This window comes from Micromonospora palomenae (genome assembly GCF_007829925.1).
Lineage (GTDB): Bacteria > Actinomycetota > Actinomycetes > Mycobacteriales > Micromonosporaceae > Micromonospora > Micromonospora purpureochromogenes.
Window position 1 is genome coordinate 395,013 of sequence record NZ_VIXA01000004.1, and the last position, 23,762, is coordinate 418,774.

A 23,762-nucleotide genomic window follows, 5' to 3' on the forward strand; every position below is an offset into this window, starting at 1 on the left:
TTGACCGACGAGGCGTGGGCGGTGATCGCGCCGCTGCTTCCCGAGCCTGGTGGGTCGCGGGGGCGGTGGCGGGATCACCGGCAGGTCATCAACGGGATCTTGGCTACTCGAACGCCTTGTCCGGGCCTGCCATCTGGTCAGGAATCGAGAAGCGCCAGGGTGTCGTCGGGCCCTAGCCTTTTCCCAGGTAGCCGGCATCACGCCGAGCGTTTACGGCAAAGGGGAGCCCGAGAGTGTCCACGAACAATTCCACCACCGTGTCCGACGGCTTCAGCGCTGAGGAGCGCGCCGCGATGAAGGAGCGCGCCGCCGAGCTGCGCGCCGAAGGCAAGAAGGGGGCCAAGAAGGCCGACGAGCTGCAAGCGGTCCTCGACAGGATCGCGCAGATGGCGCCGGAAGATCGTGCCCTCGCCGAGCGCGTGCATGCGACGGTGACCGCTACCGCGCCGGGACTGTCACCAAAGACCTGGTACGGGATGCCTGCCTACGTGAACGCGGACGGCAAGGTTGTCGTCTTCTTCCAGGACTCGGGCAAGTTCAACTACCGGTACTCGACCCTGGGCTTCCAGGACACGGCCAACCTCGACGACGGAGACCTGTGGCCGGTGGCGTACGCGCTGCAGAAGTGGAGCCCCGCGGTGGAGAAGAAGGTCGTCGAGCTGGTGAAGGCCGCGGTCTCCTGACCACTGCGACCGATGAGTTGGGGTGCTGCGCCGGCCTCCCGTTCAGCGCAGGCCGGCCGCCCAGCGTGCATTGCGGACGAACGTGCGGCGGGTGACGTCGGGATCGTCGAGGAAGCAGCCGACCATGAGGGCGTCGCGCAGCATGGCGAGGGTCTCGGCCTTGGTGTCAACCTCGTCGCGGCCGGCCTCGGCGAGCAGGCGCCGCAACTCGGTGTGGAACCAGGCGCGGTGCTTGTTGATCACCTGGCGCACCGAGCTCCTCGGGTCGGGGAACTCGCCGGCCGCCTTGATGAACGGGCAGCCGCGCGTGTGGTGCCGGTAGGCGTCGTCGGCGATCCCCTCGATGGCCATCTCGATTGCGTGGTCGGCAGAGACGGCGCGGCCGAGCCCCTCGTTCCAAAGTTCCCGGATCATCTGGTCCTCGCGTTCGAGGTACGCCACGACGAGCGCCTCCTTGCCGGCGAAGTGGCGGTAGAGCGTGGCGCGGGTGACTCCGGCCTCCTGGAGGACGCGGTCGACCCCGACGCTGTTGATGCCGTCGTTGTAGAACAGGCGGCTCGCGGTTGCGAGGAGATGGTCGCGGGGCGCCGATCGCCGGGTACTCACCATCGTTGCATCCTACACCCCAGACCGACCGTTCTTTCTCTCCCTCGTCCATGACTTGCTGGAGGGCGGGGAGCGTGCCTATCTTGTAGGCCAAGGAAGAACGATCGTTCTTTCTCCTGATCTTCGTAGGAGCACTCGTGGCGACCCGCGTTCTCTTCGTGCACGGCCTCTGGATCCACCCCCGCGCCTGGGACCCATGGCTCGACCTCTTCCGCTCAGCCGGGTTTGCGGCGGAGGCGCCGGGCTGGCCCGGTGACGGCGAGACCGTCACCCAGACGCGGCAGCAGCCGCAGCGTGTCGCCGGTTACGGCGTCCGTGACATCGCCGACCACTTCACGCGGATCGCGCGGCACGGCGAGCCGCCGATCGTGATCGGGCACTCGTTCGGTGGGCTCATCGCCCAGAAGCTGCTCGCCTCGGGCGCCGCCCAGGCTGCGGTGGCGATCGACCCGGCGCCGATCAAGGGCGTCAAGGCGCTGCCGTTCGCACAGGTCTGGTCGGCGTTGCCGGTGCTCCGCCGCAAGGCCAACCGCGACCGCGCGGTGATGCTCAGCCGCCGCCAGTTCCGGTACCGCTTCGGTAACGCGATCAGCCGCGAGGAGTCCGACCAGCTCTACGACCGCTGGGCGATTCCCGGCCCGGGCCGGCCGATCTTCGACCTGACGGCGGCGAAGAAGGACCCGGCGTCCCCGGTTGCGGTCGACCTCGACGACCGCAACCGGGGGCCACTTCTGATCATCGGCGGTGGCCGGGATCACACCATCCCCGAGGTGGTGGCGCGGCAGGCGGCCGAGCTCTACCGCCCGGGCGGCAACACCGAGTACCGGAAGTTCGACGATCGCGGGCACTCGCTCGTCTTCGACAGTGGTTGGCGCGAGGTCGCCCAGCCCGTTCTCGACTGGGTGCGTACGCAGACCGCCTGAGCAGCGGCCATCGAGTCCCGCTGCGGGGTGACCCCGAAGGGCTGGTGTGCCGAGCGGGGGCACGCCGCGCAGCGGTGTCCCACGCCGGCGTCGCGACGCCGACCACACCGCCGGCTATCTGGCCGAGGAGTCCGGCCGGCCCGCCGTCCCCGAAAGGAACATGACGGTCTCACGCTGGAGCCGGCGGGCTGCTGGACCGCGAAGCTGTCAGGCCGCCGACAGGATGGTGATCACGATTCTGATGAAGGCCCGGCACGTTCAGTAAGCGGATCATCGGCTGGCGGGCCTGCACCCCCGCCGTGGATGTCAGGAGTTGCGCGGGGTTGCCAGGCCGGATTCATAGGCGAGGACCACGAGTTGGGCGCGGTCACGGGCGTGGAGCTTGGTCATGGCTCGGTTGATGTGGGTTTTCGCGGTCAGCGGGCTGATCACCATGCGTCCGGCGATCTGGTCGTTGGACAGGCCCTGGGCGACCAGGGCGACGGCCTCGCGTTCGCGGCTGGTCAGCTCGTCCAGCCCGCTGTCGGCGGCGGTGTGGAGCGGCTGGTTGACGTACCGGTTGATCAGCCGGCGGGTGATCGACGGTGCGAGCAGGGCGTCGCCGCGCGCGGCGACGCGTACGGAATGGAGGAAGTCTTCCGGGTGGATGTCCTTGACGAGGAATCCGGCCGCGCCGGCGCGCAGCGCGTTGAAGACGTATTCGTCCAAGCCGTAGTTGGTCAGGATGACGACGTGTACCCGGGCCAGGGTCGGGTCCGCGGCGATGCGCCGGGTCGCCTCGATGCCGTTGACGACCGGCATCTGAATGTCGATGAGCGCGATGTCGGGCAGGTGTTCCCTGGCCAGCGCCAGGCACTCGCTCCCGTCGGCGGCCTCGGCCACCACCTCTATGTCGTCCTCAAGGTCGAGTAGCGCGCGGAACCCGCTGCGAATGAGCGGCTGGTCGTCGACCAGCAGGACCCGGATCATGACGTCTGGTCCACGGGGAGTTCGGCCCGGACGGTGAAGCCGCCCTCGCTGCGCGGCTCCGCGCGCAGGCGGCCGCCGAGGGCGGTGACTCGTTCGCGCATCCCGAGCAGCCCGACACCGGGCATCGGCGCGGTGTCCGGCGTGGCCTTGCCGTCGTCATCTACCTGTATGGCGAGGACGTCCGGGCGGCAGTCGATCCGGACCGACGCGGTAGCCGCGGCGGCGTGACGGGCGATGTTGGTCAGCGACTCCTGAACGATCCGGTAGGCGGTCCGGCCCACCGCGGCCGGCACGTCGTGTCGCTGTCCCTCGATCGTCAGCGTCGCCTCCAGGCCGGTCCTGCCAGCCCGCTCCACCAGCTCCGGTATGTGGTCGAGTCCGTGCGGCGGGGTGGTGTCGTCGTCGCGCAGCGCCTCCAGGGTCGCTCGCAGCTCCCGGGCCGCCTCACGACCGGCCTCCCGGATCGCCAGCAGGGCCTCCGGCACCGGTTCACCCCGCTTGCGGGCCACGTGGACGGCGACTTCGGCCTGCACCTTGATGACCGAGATCTGGTGGGTGAGCGAATCGTGCAGCTCCCGCGCGATGTGCAGCCGCTGTTCATCGGCGCGACGCCGTGCGGTCTCCTCCCGGGTGCGCTCGGCTTCGTCCGCGCGCCGCTCGGCCTGCCGCAGCGCCTCCCCGGCGGCGCCGGCAGCGATCAGCCAGGCGATTTCGAGGGCGCCGCGGGCCTGCGCGAACGCCTCGCCCGTGTCGTGCAGGCCCGAAGCCAGGGCCGCCAGGGGGAGAGCGGCCAGCAGGGTCACGCTCGCCGCCACCGTGATGATGCGGTGTCCCGCCCGCACGGCTGCGTACACCGCGAACAGATACGCGACGGCAGGCACGTCGAAACCGGCCGCCTGGTAACCCACCGCGCACAACCCGGTCACGGCCAGCACGGGAACCGGAGCCCGGCGACGCGCGGCCAGCGCCAGACCACCCGCCGCCAACAGCGCGTAGCCGAGCAGGTCGACGTTCGTGGCGGGCTGCTGTCCGGACAGCCCGGCGGCCAGCAGCGCCGCCGCCACGCCGACGGCGATCACCCAGTCTCGGACCGCGGCCGGGACACCGAACCGTCCTCTGTCCATGCGCGCACCCTAGCCGGACGCCGCTGCGAGCGAATCCCGCTCGCGGACGAGTGGCGTGTACCGCGTCCGCAGTACCTTCGCGGCGCCTGCGGCATCCGCGGTAGCCGGCTACGGCATCGGCGGCAGCGCGATTTGCCTGCGTCCGCAGGACGACCGGCGGTGGGTCCAGCGGACAGGATCAGGCGACGTCAGTCATCAGAGGAAACGGAGCACCTCATGTCCGTCCGTCACCTGCTTGCCGCCGCCGAAGCCGCCATGCTCGGAGATTTCGGGCCTGCCACACCGTCGGCCGCGCACGTCCTGGTCCAGCCAGCCGCCGTCGATTCCTACACCTTGACCGCCGGGCGTCTCTGGTCCCTGGTGGCCGCGCTGCTGGGGCTGGTCGGCGTGGTCATCGGTGGGCTGGCTCTGGCCCGCTCCGCCGGTCGTATCGGCACCGGCACCGGGAGGAGGAAGCCCATCGTGGCCCTGGCTGCGGGACTGGCCGGCGCGGTCATCGGCGGGCTTGTGGTGGCCGGCGCCGATGGCGGTCCCGGTACCGGGGGCGGAATCGTCGGCGGCTTCGTGGCCCTGGTGGTGGGGCTGATCGCCATGGGCCTCGGCGGGCTGGGTCTGGCCCGCTCCCGCCGCACCGGCTGACCGCCCGCTCCCGCAGCCCCCGATCTGCGACAGCAGGACGGTCTCTGGTCAGCGTCCGAGCCGGCAGTGCGGGACCAGTCCGGACGGCGGCCGGGAGGACCGGCCGGCGCCGACCAGGGCCACATCGAGAAAGGCGCCGACCCCGACCTGCGCCACGAGGGCCAGGTGTGTGATCAACAGCAGTCGACGGGTCGTCTCTTCCGGGTCGCTGGGCGTCGCCGCCGGTCGTCGATGGTCGCGCCGGGAGAGGAGGGCGAGCAGGCTCGGGTCCGCCCGTGCCCATGACGCGAGCCCGGCACCCGGCGGCACCGGGAGCGGCCAGTGGACAGACCCGGGCGGGCCGATTTCCTCGGCCAGTAGTTCGGCGGTGTGGTCGAGGACCTGGTCCGTCCACGGCCGGGGCAGGCGGCGCAGGCGGCTGACCGCCACTTCGAAACCCGCCCGATCCGATGCGCCGGCCGCGCGGACCCCGTCCACCACGGCGTTCCACAGTGCCCGCTCGGTCGGCGTGTTCGGCGGATACGACATCCTGTCTCCTCTCGGCCCTCGGCGCGGGGTGAGTCGACGCCCCGGTGTCGGGGACGCCCGCCCTGTAGGTGGCCGGCACGGGCCCCGTAGGAGGGCGAAGGCCCGTGCCGGCCGTGGTGACCACCCAAGTCACCGTCTTCCCGCTCGCGGCCGTCCGGATGGATCGTGTCCGTGTCCGGTCGGCTCGCGGCGGCGTCTCACCCGCCGGGGAACCATCCGCCGTCGTCGTTGCGGACGTGTCGGCCCCCCGTTGTCGGCCCCCCGGAACTGTGGCGGGGGAGGCTCGCCGACATGAGTCAATAATACGACAAAATCGAATTGAATGTTACGTTTTCGCGTGTTTGAGACGTACCTGTCGCCTGGTCACCGCATGGCCGCCGCCTCCTGCCGCCGAACGTCCGTCGCGGTGACGCCGCCCGGGTGCTCTCCGCCGGACTGAGAGGGGCCGGGCGCCCTCGTGGGACGTGCCCAGGGCAGCAGCCGGGGCCGACGCCGGGCGCTGACGTCCTCGATCCAGCCCAGGGTCAGCACCACACCGGCGAGGATCACCAGGGCCACCGCCAGGTAGCCCACCTGGCCCACCCGCCAGAGGCCCATGGAGTCGCCGACGGCGAAGCAGACCGCGATGGCGGCGTTGTGCCAGAGGTAGATGGTCAGGGCCCGGCTGTTCAACGCCGTCACCACCCGGTCGAGCGGCCGGATCCGGGTCAGCCAGCCCATCGGGGGCGTGACCCGGAGCAGGACCAGCACGAAGGCCAGCGACCAGAACGCCTGGGCGACGGGGATGTCGTTGAGGTCCAGGCCCCCGTCGGGGTGGGAGGCGAGCCAGCCGAGCGCGAACCCCAGGCACCCGGCTGCGGCGGCCAGCAGCGCCGACAGCGGAAGCCGCCGCAGCCGGCCGTCGCGGTGCGCGAAACCCACCAACCAGCAGGCGCCGAACGTGGCCAGGTCGGTCAGCGCCGACCCGACCGGCCCGCCGGGTGACGGGTCGGCCGTCTGCAGCACCACCACGGCGGCCAGCGGGACGAGTACGGACCCGACCGGCCACCGCCGGTACACCGCGAGCAGCACGGGGGAGAGCAGCACCAGCCACAGGTACGCCACGAGGTACCACAGCACCCCCGTCACGTCCGCCGCCCACTCGTTGCCCGGCGGCTGCACCACCGGAACCAGCCAGCTCAACAGCGCCGGCCAGGCCGGCCGGTCGGACCAGCCGTGCCAGACCATCACGGGCACCAGCACGAGCCCCATCGCGCACAGCGCCGGCAGCAGGCGGCGCAGGCGGCTGATGACCGCCCGGTCCGGCGACCGGTCCAGCGAGGCGGCCATCAGCGAACCGCCCAGGGCGAACATCACCCCCATGGCGGGGAAGACGAAGCTCAGCCAGGCGGCGCCGAACATGTGGTACACGACGACGCGGCCCAGCGCCACGGCCCGTAGCGTGTCGAACCAGCGGTCCCGGACCGGGTGTCCTCCCGCGCCATCGTCCGTTGACGCGGGTGGCGCGGCACGGTGCTGCACGACGTCGCCGGCGCGCTTGACCTTGCGCCAGCCCAGGCGGGAGCCGGTCACCGCCGTCACCACGGACCGGGCCAGTACCAGGTACATGAGCTGGCGGTAGGCGAACTGCTGAATCGGCAGGGTGAGCAGCGGGCGCAGCGGTTCCCCGTCGAGCCGGAAGGCCACCGCCGCGGTCAGGGCCTGCACGACCAGCATCGCGACCCACGCCACGGCCGTCGTCTTCGTGTCCATGAAGAAGAGCCCGTACAGGGCGAGCAGGTCGAGCACCGGACCGAGCAGGGGCAGTACCACGCCGAAGAGGGCGAGCATGGGCAGGCCGAAGCGGCCGAAGCGGCCCGAGGCGCCGCGGTCGAACACCGCGCTCCGGTGCTTCCACATCGCCTGCAGGGTGCCGTAGCTCCACCGGCAGCGCTGTCGCCAGAGGTCGCCCAGCGACGCGGGCGCCTCCGTCCAGGCGCGGGCGCGGTCCTGGTACACCACCCGCCAGCCGGCACGGAGGACCGCCATGGTGACGTCGGTGTCCTCGGCCAGCGTGTCGCCGCTCAGCCCACCGACACCCGTCAGGGCGCCCCGGCGGAAGGCGGCGATCGCCCCCGGCACCGTCGGTATGCAGCCGAGCGTCTCGTAGAACCGGCGGTCCAGGCTGAAGCCGATGACGTACTCGATGTGCTGCCACTGGCCGAGCATCCCGTGCCGATTGGTGACCTTGACGTTGCCGGCCACCGCGCCGATCCGCGGATCGGTGAACGGTTCGACCAGCCTGCGGATCGCGTCCGGCTCGAAGACGGTGTCCGCGTCGACGGTCACGATGATGTCGTGCGAGGCGTACAGGAGCCCGGTGTTGAGGGCGCTCGCCTTGCCTCCGTTGGGCTTGCGGATGACCCGCACGGTGTCGAGGCCGAGCGCGTCAACGAGGTCGGCCGTACCGTCGGTCGAACCGTCGTCGACCACGATCACCTCGATGCCCGGGTGGTCGTTGGCGGCCAGCGAACGAACCGTGGCAACGATGCCGGCCCGTTCGTTGTAGGCGGGCACGATCACCGACACCGGTGCGGTGGTGACCCCCCAGGGCCAGCGGTGCACCCGCCGTCGCCGCGCGAGTTTGCGGGCGAGCAGGACCAGCAGCAGCGTCCGGGCCAGCATGAGCGCCCCGACCACCACGAAGAGGACGGCCAGACCTCGCAGGATCGAATCGGCCAGCACGATCGCCCAGCGGACCGGGGCCGCCTGCCAGCGGTCCGCGGTCGACGCCCGGACGTTGCCGACGAAGCCTTCCGCGCCCGGCCGCGCCCGGTTCATCCCCTCGCTCACCGTGGTGAAGGTGTAGCCCCGTGCCTGCATCAGGGGAATGAACCTGTCCAGTGCGGCGATGGTCTGCGACCGGTCGCCGCCGGCGTCGTGCAGCAGTACCACGGCACCCGCACCCTCCGCCGGCGTCATGTTCCGCACGATCGCGTCCACGCCGGGGCGGGCCCAGTCCCGGCTGTCGACGTCGTTCACCACGGTCAGGTAGCCGAGTCGGGCGGCCGCCCGGATGACCGGCCAGTTCGAGTCGTCGACGGCGCTGGGCAGCGACGAGTAGGGAAACCGCAGGAGGCTGGTCCGTACGCCGGCTGCGTCCACGATCGCCATCTGGGTCTGTGCGTACTCCATCCGCTGCCGCCAGCTCGGCAGCGCGCTCACGTCCGGGTGGGTGAACGTGTGCACGCCGAGCTCGTGTCCCTCCGCGACGGTCCGCCGGGCCAGGTCCCGGTGCCTGGCCGACTGCGAACCGATCACGAAGAACGTGGCCCTGGCCCGGTGCCGCCGCAGGACGTCGAGCACCCTGGGGGTCCAGGTGGGATCGGGCCCGTCGTCGAAGGTGAGAGCGATGGTCTTCGCGGGCATCCGGTAGGACCGGGGTTGCTCGCCCCGCACGTCGAGGACCGGGCCGCCGCGCAGGATGTCGGTCGGAACGGTGAGCTGGTCCTCGGACTCGCCCACGTGGTCGGGTCTGAATCCCGCATTCGCGTACGCCTCGACCAGGAGCACACACACGACCACCGTCAACAGGGACGCGCAGACGAACCGGCCGGTCCACAGACCGGGGCGGCCGGACCTGCGCCGCCCGGGTGGGCCGCTGGTGCGAGGGCGGCTCCGAACGGTCATCCGAGCGGCTCCGGGCCGGGAACGGGCAGGGCCGGCGAGGCCGTGACCGGCGCCGGTGCGCTGCTTTCGGGGGTCGACGGCGTCGGCTCCGGGCCGGGAACGGGCAGGGCCGGCGAGGGCCTGACCGGTGCCGGGTCGATGCTCTGGGCGGTCCAGGGCGCGTCGGATTCGGGCCGGTCGGGTGCGGGATCGAGTGCCTGGGCTGGCAGGTCCGGCTCGTTGGGCTCCCGCTCCTGACGGGCGGGACGCGGTGGCCGGTCCACCGTGTCCGAAGGCCGCTCGGTCCTCTGTGGGTACGCGGCGTCGAGTGGCGCTGGTGTGCTGGCCGGCGGGCGTCCGCCGCGATCGAGTAGAACGCCGCCGACCGTGAGCGGCCCGGGTTGCGCCGGCGCCGGCGGACCGGGCAGCAGGCCGCTCCCGGCCATCGGCAGGTACGTCAGCGACGCGAGGGCGACCATCACTCCCGCCCGTCCGATCCGTCGGCGGCGGGTCCCGGTGGCATCGACGAACACCGGTCGAACGGGTCCGGACGGGAGGATTGGCGAAGCGAACTGCGGGCGACGGGGGAGTCCATCGAAGGAGATGCGAAAGGGCACCGGTCGAGGCTACGAGTCCGCTGACAGGGGATATGTCCTGATTGACCAATCAAACGGTTTGTGGATGTACCACTATCTGCATATTCGAATTTCGGGTCATAGACATACCAAACAGGACATCAGGACCTTGACTGGCTGAACAGGACATCGAGGCTCAAAGAGTCGGGGCACTGAGTGACGGAACAGGACACGGAGGTCGAAAACACCTGGCTGAGTGAGGCTGCCTCATATCCGGCGAGCCTGGGCGGTCATGTGGGCCGGTCGGGGTCGGCCGGTCCGCGCGCCCTGCCCGCTGACGGGCTCGCAGCGTCCGGCGCCGACGCTCGATGCCGCCGCTCGCGGACGGCCGTACCTCACAGCAGGGGTTGCATCCCGCCCCAGCTCACACCGAGCCGGATTCTGGCGGCGAAGCTCGTGCCCTGACCGCGGTAGAAGTACAGGTAGCTCGTGGACTTCTCGATGGCGAGCAGGTCCGGGTAGCCGTCGCGGTTGAAGTCACCGACGCCGACGAGGTCACGCATGCTGTTCCACGCGGTGCCGACCTGCAGCCTCGTACCGAGCCCGCCGGCCCGTCCCGGGTAGAGGAAGAGGTTGCCGGTGGACTTCTGCCGGGCGAGGAGGTCCTGGTAGCCGTCGCGGTTGAAGTCGCCGATCCCGGCGAGTTCGTCCATGGTGTTCCAGCCGGTTCCGAGACTCGTCCGCGGACCGAACGACGTGCCCCGGCCCGGGTACAGGTACAGGTATCCGGTGGAGACCTGCACGGCGAGCACGTCCCGGTAGCCGTCCCGGTTGAAGTCGTTGGCGGGGGTGATCTCGCGCATCGAGTTCCAGCCGGTACCGAGGCGGATCCGACTGCCCCACCCCGACGGCGTGCGCGGATACAGCCACAGGTAGCCGGTCGCCTTGTCGCGGGCGATGAGGTCTCCGTGACCGTCCCCGGTGAAGTCCGTCCGGACGATGACGTCCATGCCGTTCCATCCCGTGCTGATGGTCGTGCGGATACCGAGGGACGTCCCGTTGCCGGGGTAGAGATAGAGGTTGCCCGTGGAGGGCTGGCGGCTCAGCAGGTCGGACCAGCCGTTGCCGTTGAAGTCCCCGAAGGGAGTCGCCGGAATGGGAGCGACGTCGAGGTAATCGTTGTCGATGTTGATCGTCACCCCGCCCCACGTCTCGTTGTGGTCGCCTCGGTACTGCTTCATCCGTCGCTGGGGAGACCAGTACGAGCTGGGGATCGCCGGGTCGGACACGGTGGCGACTCCGTCCCAACGGGCGAAGTCCAGGTAGTCGGGGCGGACGTAGCCGGGGGTGTGGTAGGCCGCGACCTGGTCGGCGACGCCCGAGGCCATGCTGCTGTAGAAGCCGGAGAGGTAGCCGAGGTCGTGCAGCCGCGCCGTCCAGGCGCTCATGAACGCGAGCACCGCGGAGCGACAGGCCGAATCGTCCGTCCGGTAAGCCTCCATGTCGAAGATGAGTGCGCTCTCCGGCGCCAGGCCCAGCGCCTTCGCCTGTGCGACCGCGTCGTCCGCCTGGGTGCGTCCCTGCGCCGCCGCGTTCGCCGCGTCGATGAGATAGCGCTTGGTGGACGTCGTGCACGGTGCCTGCAACCCGAGATAGATCGGCACGAGATGCCAACCCGCCGCCTGCTGCGCGGCGACCCACGAGGGGGTCAGGTTGGGCTGCGTGCACGCGCGGTTGACACCGCCGAAGTAGATGATGACCGCCCGGTAGGGCGAGGCCGCGAGCCACGCCTGCATGGTCGCCGACGATGGGGCGGTGCAGGCGTCGAAGCCCAGTCCGGTGAACGTGCCGGGCGACGGGCCCGTCCCCGCGGCCGCCGTCGTGCCGGCGGCGGTGGCCGGGGCGGCGGTGGTGCGGTCGGAGGCCGGCGCCGCCCCGGCGAACGCCAGCAGGGTGACGACGCTGACCAGGAGGGCGCAGCTCAGGCGGCGAGCATTTCGAGGGAGATAGATGTTGTCCATGCCGGTCTCGATTCCGGTCCAGATGACCAACCGAGTGGTCCTATCCCTCAGCGGACCAGGTCAGACGTGGTTTCACCAGAGCCGAACGGACTGGTTTCGGCTGCTGCATGGAGGTGTTCCGGGCGACCGGGGCGTGGCCGACGGACGTACTGGATCCGTAACAGCTCCGTCCAGGTAGGTGGAAGGCTGAGCAACATGGCGACGAAACCGTCAGGCATCCGCGGCTGCAGACCCGGGATACGCCGCCGCGCTGGACACGGCGGAGCCCCTGCACGTCGCCCGCCGGGCCCGGTGTTGGCGGCGCTGGCGGTCCTGATCGTGGGCTACGCCATCGTCATCGCTCAGGGACCATGGACGGACGCCGCCAGCGTCACCGCCAGCCTGATCGCCACTGCCATTGCCGCCGGGTTGATCCACGGTCTGTGGCGGGGGAGCCCCTGGGCGCAGGGCATCGTCGTGCTGGCGATGGCCGGCAACCTGGTGTTCGGCCTTCTCGAGCACGCCGGGATCGGCTGGTTGCGGGCCGGCAACATGGTGGCAGCCCTGGTCATCGCCGTGTTGCTGCTGATGCCTCCGTCGTCACGGCGGTGGTTCGCTGGCCCTTCTGTGGACTCCGCCCCAGACCCCGTTCCTGCCGGCGATCAGCCGATGGACGTCGAGGCGCTGTGGGCGGAGACGGACGCCGGCGAGCGTCGGTAGCCGGGTGACCTGGCGGTAGGGGACAGCGCCTCTTGGCCTCGCTTGAACTCCCCGACCTGAGGACGCCCGGTCGCCGTCCCGGAGCCCGGTGGCCGAAAGGTGCGGGTGACGGATCGCCGGTTACCGTTGCCGGCGTGCGGGCGGAGGCGGGTGAGACGATCGGTTTCTCGGTGCTCGGCTCGCTCAGGGTCGTCCGCGCCGGCGCCGAGCTGCATCTGGGGGCCCGCCAGCAGCGCCTGGTGCTCGCGTTGCTGCTGGCCCGGGCCGGTGCACCGGTCTCCCTGGCCGAGCTGGTCGACCTGCTCTGGGACGACGAGGCCCCGGCCAGCGCCGCGAACGTCGTGCACCGGCACGTCGGGGTGCTCCGGCGCCTGCTCGAGCCCGGCCTGCCCACCCGGTCGGCGGGCCGGCACATCCTCCGGGAGCTCTCGGGCTATCGGTTGCGCGCCGACGAGGAGTCCCTCGACCTGCTGAAGTTCCGGTCGCTGAGCCGGCTGGCGGGCCGCAGCCTGCAGGACGGCGACCCCGAGTCGGCGCTGCGGCATTCCCTCGACGGGCTGCGGCTGTGGCGCGGCCGGTGCGCCGCGGGCCTGGAACCGGCCTCCCGCCTGCATCCCGCGTTCCTCGCCGTGGAGGCCGAACGCGCCCAGGCCGTGCGCGAGGCCGCCGACGCCGCCGAGCGCTGCGGCCGGATGAGCGCGGTGCTGGCGCCGTTGCGGCAGGCCGCCGAGCAGCACCCGCTCGACGAGTCGTTGCAGAGCCGGTTGCTGCTGGCGCTCGCCGCCGACGGCCGCCAGGCGGAAGCCGTCGAGATGTACCGGGTGGTGCGCCGCCGGCTCGCCGACGACCTGGGCGTCGATCCGGGCGACGAGCTGCGGGAGGCGTACGACCGGCTGCTGCACCAGCGCACCCAGCCGGCGCGTACCGAATCGCCGTCGCCGTTTCCCCGGCCCGCGCAGCTACCGCCGGACCTGCCCTTCTTCAGCGGCCGGGACGACCTCGTCGCCGAGGCCCGCGCGGCGGTCGCGCGCCCGGGCGGGCCGGCGGTGCTCGCGATCGACGGCATGCCCGGGATCGGCAAGACCGCCCTCGCCGTCCACCTCGCCCACGGGTTCGCCGCCGGCTACCCGGACGGGCAGCTCTATGTCGACCTGCGCGGATACGACGGCCGGGAGCCCGCGATGAGCCCGACCGAGGCGCTGCGCGGCTTCCTCGGCTCGCTCGGGGTGCCCCAGGAGGGCATTCCCGCCGAGCTGCACGCCCAGGCGGGGATGTACCGCAGCAGGCTCGCCGGCCGGCGCCTGCTGATCCTGCTCGACAACTGCCGGGACGCCGAGCAGATCCGGCACCTGCTGCCGGGCAGCCCCGGCTGTCTGGTGATCGTCACCAGCCGGAGCCGGCTCAGCACCCTGCTGACCACGGCCGGCGCCCACCCGCTGCCGGTCGGCCTGCCGAGCGTCGACGAGGCCCGGGCGGCGCTCCTGCCGCCGCTCGGCGCCGGCGGCGTTGCGGCGGACCCGGCCGCGATCGACGCCATCATCGCCAGCTGCGGGCGGCTGCCGCTCGCGCTGGCCGTGGTGGCCGCCCGCATGGCGAGCCTGCCGCCGACACCACCGGCACAGATCGCCGCCGAGCTGGCCCAGGCGCCCGAGAGCCTGGACGGCTTCGACGGCGACGACCCGCAGACCGGCCTGCGTGCCGTCTTCTCCTGGTCCTACCAGGCACTCTCCGCCCCGGCTGCCCGGCTCTTCCGGCTGCTGCCGATCCATCCCGGTCCCGACATCTCGATCGCCGGGGCGGCGGACCTGGCCGGCGTCCCGCTGCGGACCGGGCGGGCGCTGATCGGCGAGCTGAGCCGCGCGCACCTGATCAGCGAGGACCTGCCGGGCCGCTACCGCACCCACGCCCTGCTGCTGGCCTACGCCACGGAGCTCGGCGAGGAGCACGACAGCCCGGCCGAACGCGCCGCCGCGGAGCTGCGCTGCCGGCAGTTCCACCGGGCACCGGCTGACCGGCGCACCGGGGGCTGCCAGCCGACGCCGAGTACCACCCGATGATCGAGCCGGGGCCGGGCGAGGCTGCGCTGCCCTTCGCCGGCCACGGCGACGCCCTGCGCTGCCGGCCCTGATCCCGTACCCGCAGACCCGGACCGGTCGGCGGCTGGCCGACCTGCTCCCGGCGGTCACGTCGCGTCCGTGACCGATTGCGATCGGCGACGGCACTCGATCCGCACTTACGCGTCAGTTTATTCGCATCGATCGTCCCTAGGCTCGTGCCTCATTCACCGTTGCTCCTGCCTGTGGGGGAAATATGGTGCTCCGGGCACTCGACGACTCACCGGTCGGCCGGGCTGAGCGCATGACCGCGCTGCACGCGGACCACGCCCGTGCCGTGCTGCGTCTCCTGCTCGTGCTGACCCACGGTCAGCGGCAGACCGCCGAGGATCTGCTCCAGGAGACGATGCTGCGGACCTGGCGGCACCTCGACTCGGTGCCGGCCGAGCCCGATGCGGCCCGTCGGTGGCTCTGCACCGTCGCCCGGCGGCTCGTCATCGACGGGGTCCGGCTGCGGCGGGGCCGCCCGGCCGAGGTCCATCTCGTCGACATGACCTGGATCCCCGCCGGTGACGACACCACCGGCAGCGCACTGGCGTCGTACGCCATCCGGCACGCGCTCAGCCGGCTCAGCCCGGCGCAGCGCAGTCTGCTCTCCGAGGTCTACCTGGTCGGGCGGTCACCGGAAGAGGTCGCGGGCCGGCTGGGAGTGCCGATCGGCACGGTGAAGTCCCGGACCCACTATGCGCTGCGCGCCCTGCGCACCGGTCTCAAGGCGGCCTGAGCAGGGACGACTCCGTCGCCGGCGATCCGGCCGCTGAGTCGAAGCTCACATTGCCGAGGCGCGCCCGTCGGGCGGCGGGGGCCCTGCCATGCTATGGCGATCGTGGCAACCAGCCCTGTATGGATCGCATCGAGATGACCATCCCGCTCTCCTTCGCCGTGCTCGGCCCGGTGCGGGCCTGGCGCGGCCAGTCCGAGATCGACCTGGGTACCCGGCAGCAGCGGCTGATCCTGGCGCTGCTGCTCGCCCGGGCCGGCGGCGCGGTCAGCGTCGCCGAACTCGTCGACCTGCTCTGGGAGTCCGACCCCCCGCCCAGCGCGGTCAACGTGGTGCACCGGCACGTCGGGATGCTCCGGCGGCGCTTCGAGCCGGGCCTGCCGACGCGGGCAGCGGGCTCGGTGCTGATCCGCGACGGCGCCGAATACCGGCTGCGGATCGACGGAGAGTCGCTCGACCTGCTGCGCTTCCGGCGGCTGGTCGCCCAGGCCGCTGACAGCTCCGGCGAGCCGGCCGTCGCGCTCTACCGCGAGGCGCTGGCGCTGTGGCGTGACCGGTGCGCCTCGGGCCTGCGGACCGGCGGCCGGGCCCATCCGGAGTTCGTCGCCGTCGACGGCGAGCGGTTCGCGGCCGTCCGGGCCGCGACCGACGCCGCCTTGCGGGCCGGGTGCGTCCACGCGGTGCTGCCCGCGATCCGGCTGGCCGCCGAATACGAGCCGCTGGACGAGGCACTGCAGGCGCGGCTGCTGCTCGCGCTCGCCGCGGACGGCCGGCGGGCCGAGGCCCTCGCGGCCTATGCCGACATCGAACACCGGCTCGCCGACGAACTCGGCATCCAGCCGGGCGGCGACCTGCGCGCGGCCCGGGACAGCCTGCTCGACCACGACGCCCCGGCCGACGGCTCCGGGTCGCGGCGCGGCGTCGGACGCGCCGAGCTGGAGCTGTCGCCACCGACCCGGGCCGAGCCGCCGGCGCAGTTGCCGGCCGACCACCCGCACTTCACCGGCCGCCGCGACGTCCTGGCCGCCGCTGAGGAGCTGCTGGCCGGGGACCGGCGGACCAGCGCGCTGGTCATCGACGGAATGCCCGGCGTCGGGAAGACCACCCTCGCGGTGCACCTGGCCCACCAGTTGGCCGCCCGCTACCCCGATGGCCAGTTGCACGCGGACCTGCGCGGTTTCGACTCCGGCGACTCGGTGATGACACCGGCGGAGGCGCTGCGCGGCTTCCTGTGGTCCCTCGGGGTCGCGCCCGCCGCCATCCCGGCCGAGCTGCACGCCCAGGCCGGCCTCTACCGCAGCATCCTCGCCGAGCGACGGATGCTGATCCTGCTCGACAACTGCCGCGACTGGGACCAGATCCGACACCTGCTGCCCGGCACCGGCGGCAGTCTCGTCATCGCCACCAGCCGCCGTCGGATCACCGGCGTGGCCGGCCAGGCGGGCGCCCACCCGCTGCACCTCGACCTGCTCACCCACGCCGAGGCCCGCGAGCTGCTCACCCACCGGCTCGGCGACGCGGCGGCCGCCGACCCGGCCGCCGTCGACGAGATCATCGCGCGGTGTGGCCGGCTGCCGCTGGCCCTGGCGCTGGTGGCCACCCGCAGCGTCGGCCGGCCCGGGCTCAGCCTGCCCGCGGTCGCCGGCGAGCTGGCCGAGGCCGACGGCCGGCTGGCCGGCTTCGGGGACACCCACGCCGACCTGGAGGCGATCTTCTCCTGGTCCTACCGGGCCCTGACTCCCGAGGCGGCCCGGCTCTTCCGGCTGCTGCCCCTGCACCCGGCCGGGGAGCTGAGCGCGGAAGCGGCAGCCGCCCTGGGCGGCCTGTCCCTGCGCTGCGCCCGCGGCCTGCTCGCCGAGCTGGGTTCGCAGCTGCTGGTCCAGCCCGGCAACGGCCGGTGGCGGATGCACGACCTGCTGCGCGCCTACGCCGTGGAGCTCGGGGAGGAGCACGACGACGCGGCCGAGCGGGACGCCGCCATCGAGCGGGTCTACGACTACTACCAGCTCAGCGCGTACGCGGCGCACCTGCCCTTGCAGCCGCAGGTGCCGCTGCCGGAGCCGGAGCCGTCCGAGCGCGGGGTCACCGGGCGCGGCTTCACCGGCCGGGCCGACGCGATGGCCTGGTTCGCCGCCGAGCAGCGGGTGCTGACCGCCATCGTCGCGCGGGCCAAGGAGCGCGGCCGGCCCCGTACGGCCTGGCAGATCGCGTTGGCCCTGCAGAACTTCTTCCAGGACACCGCGCAGTTCCGGCAGTGGGCGGCAACGATGAGCACCGGCCTCGCCGCGACCGGGGACGATCCCGCCGCCCAGGCCCTGCTGCACCGCAGCCTCGCCGGCGCCTGCTACTTCCTGGCCGATCTGGACCGCGGGCTGTCGCACCTGCAGCACGCCCGGGCGCTCTTCGAGCGGCTCGGCCGGCGCAACGAGCAGGGCCACGCGGAGAACAACATCGCCGAGATCCGGCTGGACCAGAGGCGCTACCACGAGGCGATCCGGCATGCGGAGGCCGCGCGGACGCTCTTCCGCGCCGAGGGCAACGTGCGGGGCGCCACCAACGCCCTGCTGATCATCGCGCGGGCACAGGGCTGGCTCGGCCGGCACGCCGAGGCGCTGGGCATGTTCGTCGAGGCGCGGCGGCAGTTCGAGGCCCTCGGCGACCTGCACGGGACGGGCACCACCCAGGCCTGGCTGGCGCACACGTACTCGATGATCGACGACCTGCCGCACGCGATGGCCACCTGGCAGCAGGCGATCGACATCTTCCGCGACGCCCGGGCCACCCACCACACCGCGGAGGTGCTGGTCTCCATCGGCGACTTCCACTCGGCCAACGGCGACCCGGCCCTGGCCGGGCAGGCGTGGAGCGAGGCTCTCGCCGAACTCGACGGGACGGACTCGCCGATGGCCCGGCGGATCCGCGACCGGCTGCTCTGGCACCGGTGACCCCGGACGCGGCGCCGGCGGGCGCCGCGTCCGGGGGCCGTCCTCAGTACCGGTAGGCGCGGATGACGGTCTGGTTGACCGTGTTACCGCTGGTGTCCGTCGCGGCGGCCCGCAGCGAGACGAAGCCGGTGCCGGCCGGGTTGCGCACCCAGGCGACCGCCTTCTCGCCGGAGCGCCGCACGGTCAGCCGCTGCCAGGTCTTGCCGTCGTCGAAGGACGCCTCGACGGTCAGGGTCCTGGTCTGGCCCGGTGCCGCCCCGATCTGACGGTCGAGCGAGACCGGGATCCGGAACAGCCGGCCGGCCGGCGCCCGGTTGTCGATGTCGAGCTCCGGGGTGTACCGGATCGCCGTCATCGGCAGCTTCACCAGGTCCCCGTCGCCCACGTGCGCGGACGTGAAGGTCCACTCCGCGTCGACCAGCGTCGACAGGGTGAACTCCGGGTCGCTGCGGAAGGTCGCGGCCAGCCGGTAGTCACCCTTCTCCGCAGGCACCTCCCACACCCAGGGCGCCCCGTTCGCGTCGCCGATCTTGACCCCGTTGCGGTAGAGGCTCACCTGTACGCTGCCGCCGCGAACGTGCCGGAAGCCCATGTGCCCGGCGCCGTCGCCGTGCAGCGGCCCCGGCCCGCCGATCAGGTCGCCCCAGTAGCGGGTGGCGAACTGCTGGCCGAAGTTCGGCTCCGGGAAGACCGGCCCGGCCACCGCGTTGGCCCACTTCACCGTGTACGTGCGCCCGGGCTGGAAGCTGGTCCACGGCGACTGGTAGTACGTGTACCTCAGCTGGGCCGAGGTCGACTGCCACACCGCCTGCTTGTCCTGGTTGTAGTACTCGGTGATGGTGCTCGGCACGTCGTAGGTGAAGCTCGGCGGGATGTTGCGCTCGTCGCGGTAGACCGGCGAGTTGCCGGGCGCGTGCGCGACCGCGGTCCGCGCAACCGGCACGCCGGCCACGTCCGCGCTGATCTGGGAGCGGACCGTGGCGAAGTCGCCCGCCCGCAGCTTGCGGGTCAACCCGGTCATCATCCTCTTCGGCTCGTAGAGGTAGACCCGGTAGACGTACGGGCTGTTGTGCAGGGTGCCGTCCTGGGTCACCTGGCCCCACATGCCGTTGACGTAGGAGACGAAGCCGGGCGTCTCGCCGGCCCCGATCTGCGCGGTCCGCAGGTGGTCGAAGGGGATGTTCATCAGCATGCCGTACAGGTCGTTGCTGCCCCAGATCTGCGGCTCCTCGGTCCGGATCGTCCAGCCGAACTCCTGGTGGACCGCGGTGGCCTTCGAATTCGGCACCGACACCGCGATCGGCTTCGCCAGGCGGGCGTCCATGGTGAGCGCCTGGTCCGTGGTCAGGTCGAGGCTCGGGCGGACCAGCGTGGTGATGTCGTCGTCGCTCACCAGGTAGGTCTGGACCAGGTAGCGGCCCGCGCGGACCCGGTACCTGGTGGCCGCGGGGTCGGCGAGCACCAGGATGGTCTGCCGGTCCAGGTCGGTCAGGACGGTCACCCAGCCCTGCTCGGGCGTGGGCGCTCCGCCGTCCGGCCCGACCAGCTTGAGGGACAGCTGGTGCCGGGCGATGTCGAGCGCGACCGGGGTCTGCACCTGCGCGCCGCCGCCGGTCGCGGTCACCTCACCGCCGAAGTAGCGGTCGGGCAGGTCGGCGCCGGCCTGCACGGTGACGGTCACGCTGGCGGTGCCGCCGGCCGGGACCGTCACCGAGGAGGCGCTGAGGCTGAACAGGCCGGCCGGCGCCGGGGTGCCCTCGGCGTCCTTGGCGTCGAGGGAGACGGCCAGGGTGAGGGCGGCAGAGCCGCTGTTCGCGTACGTGATCGTGTGCTGCTGCGCAGCGGTGGTCCGCTCGAAGGCGACGCTGACCGGGCTCGCCGTGACGGTCTGCTGGATCGCCCGGGCGACGTCGAGGAAGCCCGCGCCCTGCTCGTACACACCGATGCCGGCGTTCGGCTGCGCGGCCGCCATCAGCGTGGACTTGATCCGGTCAGGCGTCCAGTCAGGGTGCTGCTGGGCCAGGATCGCCGCCGCGCCGGCCACGTGCGGAGCCGCCATCGAGGTGCCGCTGAGGCTGGCGTACTGCGGGTTCTCGTCGTTCGGCGCCAGGTCGGAGGTCGAGCTGCGGGCGGCGACGATGCCGACGCCGGGAGCGGTGATGTCCGGCTTGATGCCGGCGTCGCCCGCGCGCGGTCCCCGGCTGGAGAACTCGGCCAGCTCGCCCGTCTTGGTCACGGCGCCCACGGTCAGCGCCTCGGCCACACCGCCGGGCGAGCTCACCGTGGACTCGCCGGCCAGGCCGCTGTTGCCCGCGGAGACGACGAAGAGCACACCGTAGCGGGACGTGAGGTCGGTCAGGGCCGCCTCGATCGGGTCGGTCCCCGGGCTGTCCGGGCCGCCGAGGCTCATGTTGGCGACCTTGACGCCCTGCTCCGCCGCCCAGGTCATGCCGGCCAGGATCGCCGACTCCGGGCAGCCCTCCTGCATGCAGACCTTGGCGCTGTAGAGGGTCGCACCGGGCGCCACGCCCTTGTGACGGCCCTGCGACGCGGTCGCGCTGCCGGTGATGGTGGAGGCGACGTGGGTACCGTGGCCGACCCGGTCGAGGGCGTCCGGTTCGGCGGTGAAGTTCTCCGCGGCGGCGACGCGGCCGGCCAGGTCGGGGTGGGTCTGGTCGACGCCCGTGTCGATCACACCGACCTTCACCCCCGTTCCCGTCCAGCCGGCCTGCCAGGCCTGCGGCGCGCCGGTCAGCGGGACGCTGACATCGAGGGTGGGCTGGCGCAGCCCGTCGAGCCAGATCTTGTCGAACCCGGCCCGCAGTTGCCGCTCGGTGCCACTCGCGGCGGACGTGACGGAGTTCCAGAAGGCCACCGCGTCCGCGCGGCTTTCCGCGACAGCGCTCGCCCCGGACAGCTCCCGGGTGGTCCGGGCGCCGGCGAGGCCGGCGGGGGCGGCGCTGCGGTGCTGGACGATGAGCGGCAGGGTGGCCCGGGTGTCGTCGTAGCCGAAGTCGACCAACGTCGAGATGTCGAAGAGCCGCTCGTCGAGCTTGCCCCGGTTGAGCAGGCCGACGGCGTCGGCGGGGATGACCCGCACGTCCTCGCCGGCGCTGTGGGTGATGAACGGGATTCGTTCCCGTCCCTTGCCGGGCACGACGCCGACGGCCGTCTGGCCGTCCACGGTGCTGACGTGGACGGTGTCGCCGGTGAGCAGAGTGACCGTCCGGGGCTTGGACGCGACCGTGGGTGTGGTCGTCGGCTTCGCGGCCCGGGGCTGCGCCGACGCCGGTGGGCCGCCCGGAGCCACCGCCGAGACGCCCAGCACCACCAGTGCCAGCGCCGATATCTTGCGAATTGAACGCATCATTCTCCCTGGATGAACGCGAGAGGTATCCAGGTGCTCCGGACGTGACCGGCGGGTGAAAGTTCATCCTGAGTGACCTGGGTCACATTCGGTGGGGCATCCCGATTCGCGCCACGCGACACCTCGACCGCCCCTACCCTGTAGCTCACGTGAGGCCGTCGACCACCGCGCTGCCATGGCATCGAGCCCACTCGGCAAGCGGGTGCGGTGGGGCGGGCGCCGGGCTCGACCACTCATCGAGGCGCTGTCGCGCGCCGGCCAGCTCTTGGGTCGTCAGGTACGGCCGGCGATCCCGCGTCTGGTTGTCCCGTCCGCTGCGCCTCGCACCGGGTCTGAGACAGGAGCGCACCATGCGGGTGGCGGTCGCCGGCGCATCCGGCAACATCGGGTCCCTCACCGTGATGGCCCTGCAACGCCACGGGCACGAGCCGGTACCCATCAGCCGGTCGCACGGCGTCGACCTGCTGACCGGACGGGGGTTGGACGAGGCCCTGAGCGGCGTCGACGTCGTCGTCGATGCGATCAGCGCGCCGCCCGCCGACCGCGAAGCCACGGCGAGGTACTTCGCCACCACCACGCAGAACCTGCTGAGAGCGGAGCAGCAGGCGGGGGTACGACACCACGTGTTGCTCTCGATCGTCGAGGTACACCGCATCGCGGGAACCGCGCACTATTCGGGCAAGCGCGAGCAGGAACGCCTGGTGTCCACCGGACCGGTGCCGTGGACCATCGTGCCCGCCACCCAGTTCTTCGACTTCGGCGCGACGGTGGCCAGCTGGACCGAACGGGACGGCACCGCCTACCTCGCGCCACTGCTCGTCCAGCCGATCGCGCCGGCTGACGTCGCCGAATTCCTCATAGCGGCCGCAGCTGGCCCACCGCAGGGGCGCCACCCTGATGTGGCCGGCCCCGATCGTCACGACCTCGTGGACATGGCGCGCCGTACCCACCAGGCGTTGAGACGTGACATGAAGATCGTCCCCACCTGGGAGTCGATCCTCGGCCCGGACATGGCAGGAAACGTGCTACTGCCGGGACCGGACGCCCGGATAGCACCCACCACCTTCGACGACTGGCTCGCGGAGCAGGCGGCGGACCGGGTACGGCCGGGTTAGGGGCCATGACCGGCACCGATCGTTCGCTGTCGTGCCCTCGTTCCGGCCACCCGGCCACGCCGACTTCCACTACGCCAGGCGACGCCCAGTCCCTCAGCCGCCGGCGTGGCGGCGCCGGTCCCGGCGGGCCGACAGCACGCTCCAGCCGATCGACACCGACAGGGTCACCACCACCACCAGCAGGGTGAGCCAGAGCGGCAGGGTGCCCACCGGCGTCTCGGCCAGGATCAGCTTCGTCCCGGCGAACGCCAGCAGCACCGCCAGCCCGTAACGCAGGTGGCCGAAGTGCCGCAGCAGTCCGGCCAGACAGAAGTAGAGGCTGCGCAGCCCCAGCACGGCGAACGCCGTCGCCGTCCAGACCAGGAAGGTGTTCGTGGTGATGGCCAGGATCGCCGCCACGGAGTCGATCGCGAACACCACGTCGGTCGCCTCGATCGCCACCAGCGCCACCAGCAGCAGCGTCGCCCGCCGCCGGCCGTCGACCCGGACGGTGAACCGGCCGTCGTGGTACCGCTGCTCGGTCGGCACCACCCGCCGGAAGAACCGGACCACGACGTTGCGGTCCGGGTCGACGTCGGGCTCCCCGCGCACCGCCAGGCGCCACCCGGTCCAGATCAGGAACGCCCCGAGCACGAACCCGGCGAAGGCCAACCGGTGCAGCAGTTCCGCTCCGGCGAAGATGAAGACCAGTCGGAACGCGAGCGCGCCGATCACACCCCAGAACAACACCTTGTGCTGGTATTCCTCGGGCACCCGGAAGTAGCCGAACAGCAGCGCGAAGACGAAGACGTTGTCGACGGAGAGCGCCTTCTCCAGCAGGTAGCCGGAGTAGTACGCGACCGCCGGCTCGCCGCCCCACCCCACCCAGACGATCAGGCCGAAGGCCAGTCCGGCGGCGATCCAGACGGCGCTCCAGATCAGCGCTTCCCGCAGCTCGATCACGTGGTTGTCGCGGTGGGAGAGCACGTCCACCGCGAGCATGACGGCGATGACGGCCCCGATCGCGGCCCAGGCCCAGAGCGGAGCCGGGAACATGCCCGGGTCCATCAGACGCCCTCCGCATCCACCAGAGGAATCGACGGCGG

General features: G+C 72.1%; 16 protein-coding genes and 1 pseudogene. 9 read left to right on the forward strand and 8 right to left on the reverse strand.

Translation table 11 applies throughout. From position 1 onward, the window contains the following. Together FHX75_RS31295 and FHX75_RS26545 are read left to right on the forward strand one after the other, a co-directional pair. Positions 1-123, forward strand: a pseudogene (locus FHX75_RS31295) (transposase); the annotation flags it as partial. Between the two features lie 134 nt (positions 124-257). Next, positions 258-683, forward strand: coding sequence for an iron chaperone (locus FHX75_RS26545; protein WP_211364588.1), 426 nt, complete (start codon positions 258-260; stop codon positions 681-683). A 42-nt stretch (positions 684-725) separates the two neighbouring features. Here the strand turns inward: FHX75_RS26545 and FHX75_RS26550 are convergent, their stop codons facing one another. Then, positions 726-1,292: a TetR/AcrR family transcriptional regulator gene (locus tag FHX75_RS26550; protein ID WP_154943063.1), complete on the reverse strand. Its 567-nt coding sequence runs from the start codon at positions 1,290-1,292 to the stop codon at positions 726-728. Positions 1,293-1,426: 134 nt separating this feature from the next. Between FHX75_RS26550 and FHX75_RS26555 the strand changes: the two genes are divergently transcribed. Next, positions 1,427-2,212: an alpha/beta hydrolase gene (locus FHX75_RS26555; protein ID WP_246158655.1), complete on the forward strand. Its 786-nt coding sequence runs from the start codon at positions 1,427-1,429 to the stop codon at positions 2,210-2,212. A 306-nt stretch (positions 2,213-2,518) separates the two neighbouring features. On the opposite strand, the gene FHX75_RS26560 is transcribed toward FHX75_RS26555, so the two are convergent. Beyond that, positions 2,519-3,181: a response regulator gene (locus FHX75_RS26560; protein WP_154943065.1), complete on the reverse strand. Its 663-nt coding sequence runs from the start codon at positions 3,179-3,181 to the stop codon at positions 2,519-2,521. After that, positions 3,178-4,245, reverse strand: coding sequence for a sensor histidine kinase (locus FHX75_RS26565; RefSeq protein ID WP_246158658.1), 1,068 nt, complete (start codon positions 4,243-4,245; stop codon positions 3,178-3,180). Before FHX75_RS26565 ends, FHX75_RS26560 begins: the two co-directional genes overlap by 4 nt. A gap of 276 nt (positions 4,246-4,521) precedes the next feature. Here FHX75_RS26565 and FHX75_RS26570 point away from each other — a divergent pair, with 276 nt between their 5' ends. Next, on the forward strand, positions 4,522-4,944 hold the full coding sequence (locus FHX75_RS26570; protein ID WP_170285464.1) for a DUF6223 family protein: 423 nt from the start codon (positions 4,522-4,524) through the stop codon (positions 4,942-4,944). A gap of 48 nt (positions 4,945-4,992) precedes the next feature. Here FHX75_RS26570 and FHX75_RS26575 read toward each other — a convergent pair whose 3' ends face one another. The 3 genes from FHX75_RS26575 to FHX75_RS26585 all read right to left on the reverse strand — a co-directional run bounded on the left by FHX75_RS26575 (position 4,993) and on the right by FHX75_RS26585 (position 11,716). After that, positions 4,993-5,472 carry a hypothetical protein gene (locus tag FHX75_RS26575; protein ID WP_154943067.1) on the reverse strand — a complete coding sequence of 160 codons (480 nt, stop codon included), beginning with the start codon at positions 5,470-5,472 and terminating at the stop codon, positions 4,993-4,995. A 363-nt stretch (positions 5,473-5,835) separates the two neighbouring features. Beyond that, positions 5,836-8,976 carry a glycosyltransferase gene (locus FHX75_RS32125; RefSeq protein WP_342799405.1) on the reverse strand — a complete coding sequence of 1,047 codons (3,141 nt, stop codon included), beginning with the start codon at positions 8,974-8,976 and terminating at the stop codon, positions 5,836-5,838. Positions 8,977-10,090: 1,114 nt separating this feature from the next. Beyond that, entirely contained in the window at positions 10,091-11,716 is a 1,626-nt protein-coding gene (locus FHX75_RS26585; protein WP_154943069.1) for a glycoside hydrolase domain-containing protein, read from the reverse strand. Between the two features lie 318 nt (positions 11,717-12,034). Between FHX75_RS26585 and FHX75_RS26590 the strand changes: the two genes are divergently transcribed. The 4 genes from FHX75_RS26590 to FHX75_RS26605 all read left to right on the forward strand — a co-directional run bounded on the left by FHX75_RS26590 (position 12,035) and on the right by FHX75_RS26605 (position 18,195). Continuing rightward, positions 12,035-12,415 carry a hypothetical protein gene (locus tag FHX75_RS26590; protein WP_154943070.1) on the forward strand — a complete coding sequence of 127 codons (381 nt, stop codon included), beginning with the start codon at positions 12,035-12,037 and terminating at the stop codon, positions 12,413-12,415. 134 nt (positions 12,416-12,549) lie between these two features. Further along, positions 12,550-14,472, forward strand: coding sequence for an AfsR/SARP family transcriptional regulator (locus FHX75_RS26595; protein ID WP_154943071.1), 1,923 nt, complete (start codon positions 12,550-12,552; stop codon positions 14,470-14,472). A 301-nt stretch (positions 14,473-14,773) separates the two neighbouring features. Then, positions 14,774-15,253, forward strand: coding sequence for a sigma-70 family RNA polymerase sigma factor (locus FHX75_RS26600; protein WP_211364589.1), 480 nt, complete (start codon positions 14,774-14,776; stop codon positions 15,251-15,253). Between the two features lie 119 nt (positions 15,254-15,372). Then, positions 15,373-18,195, forward strand: a complete 2,823-nt coding sequence (locus FHX75_RS26605) for an AfsR/SARP family transcriptional regulator (protein WP_154943073.1) — start codon at positions 15,373-15,375, stop codon at positions 18,193-18,195. Between the two features lie 43 nt (positions 18,196-18,238). On the opposite strand, the gene FHX75_RS26610 is transcribed toward FHX75_RS26605, so the two are convergent. Continuing rightward, positions 18,239-21,562 carry a S8 family serine peptidase gene (locus FHX75_RS26610; protein ID WP_154943074.1) on the reverse strand — a complete coding sequence of 1,108 codons (3,324 nt, stop codon included), beginning with the start codon at positions 21,560-21,562 and terminating at the stop codon, positions 18,239-18,241. Positions 21,563-21,912: 350 nt separating this feature from the next. Between FHX75_RS26610 and FHX75_RS26615 the strand changes: the two genes are divergently transcribed. Beyond that, entirely contained in the window at positions 21,913-22,677 is a 765-nt protein-coding gene (locus FHX75_RS26615) for an SDR family oxidoreductase (RefSeq protein WP_154943075.1), read from the forward strand. Positions 22,678-22,770: 93 nt separating this feature from the next. Here the strand turns inward: FHX75_RS26615 and FHX75_RS26620 are convergent, their stop codons facing one another. Next, a complete protein-coding gene (locus tag FHX75_RS26620; protein ID WP_211364590.1) occupies positions 22,771-23,712 on the reverse strand; it encodes a TerC/Alx family metal homeostasis membrane protein in 942 nt (313 codons plus the stop codon). Positions 23,713-23,762: the final 50 nt, after the last annotated feature.

Excerpts from the sequence above, each read along its gene's own strand:
- FHX75_RS26550 (WP_154943063.1), bottom strand. The coding sequence starts at position 1,292 with ATGGTGAGTACCCGGCGATCGGCGCCCCGCGACCATCTCCTCGCAACC.
- FHX75_RS26560 (WP_154943065.1), bottom strand. The coding sequence starts at position 3,181 with ATGATCCGGGTCCTGCTGGTCGACGACCAGCCGCTCATTCGCAGCGGG.
- FHX75_RS26570 (WP_170285464.1), top strand. The coding sequence starts at position 4,522 with ATGTCCGTCCGTCACCTGCTTGCCGCCGCCGAAGCCGCCATGCTCGGA.
- FHX75_RS26575 (WP_154943067.1), bottom strand. The coding sequence starts at position 5,472 with ATGTCGTATCCGCCGAACACGCCGACCGAGCGGGCACTGTGGAACGCC.
- FHX75_RS26585 (WP_154943069.1), bottom strand. The coding sequence starts at position 11,716 with ATGGACAACATCTATCTCCCTCGAAATGCTCGCCGCCTGAGCTGCGCC.
- FHX75_RS26600 (WP_211364589.1), top strand. The coding sequence starts at position 14,774 with ATGACCGCGCTGCACGCGGACCACGCCCGTGCCGTGCTGCGTCTCCTG.
- FHX75_RS26605 (WP_154943073.1), top strand. The coding sequence starts at position 15,373 with ATGGATCGCATCGAGATGACCATCCCGCTCTCCTTCGCCGTGCTCGGC.
- FHX75_RS26610 (WP_154943074.1), bottom strand. The coding sequence starts at position 21,562 with ATGCGTTCAATTCGCAAGATATCGGCGCTGGCACTGGTGGTGCTGGGC.
- FHX75_RS26615 (WP_154943075.1), top strand. The coding sequence starts at position 21,913 with ATGCGGGTGGCGGTCGCCGGCGCATCCGGCAACATCGGGTCCCTCACC.
- FHX75_RS26620 (WP_211364590.1), bottom strand. The coding sequence starts at position 23,712 with ATGTTCCCGGCTCCGCTCTGGGCCTGGGCCGCGATCGGGGCCGTCATC.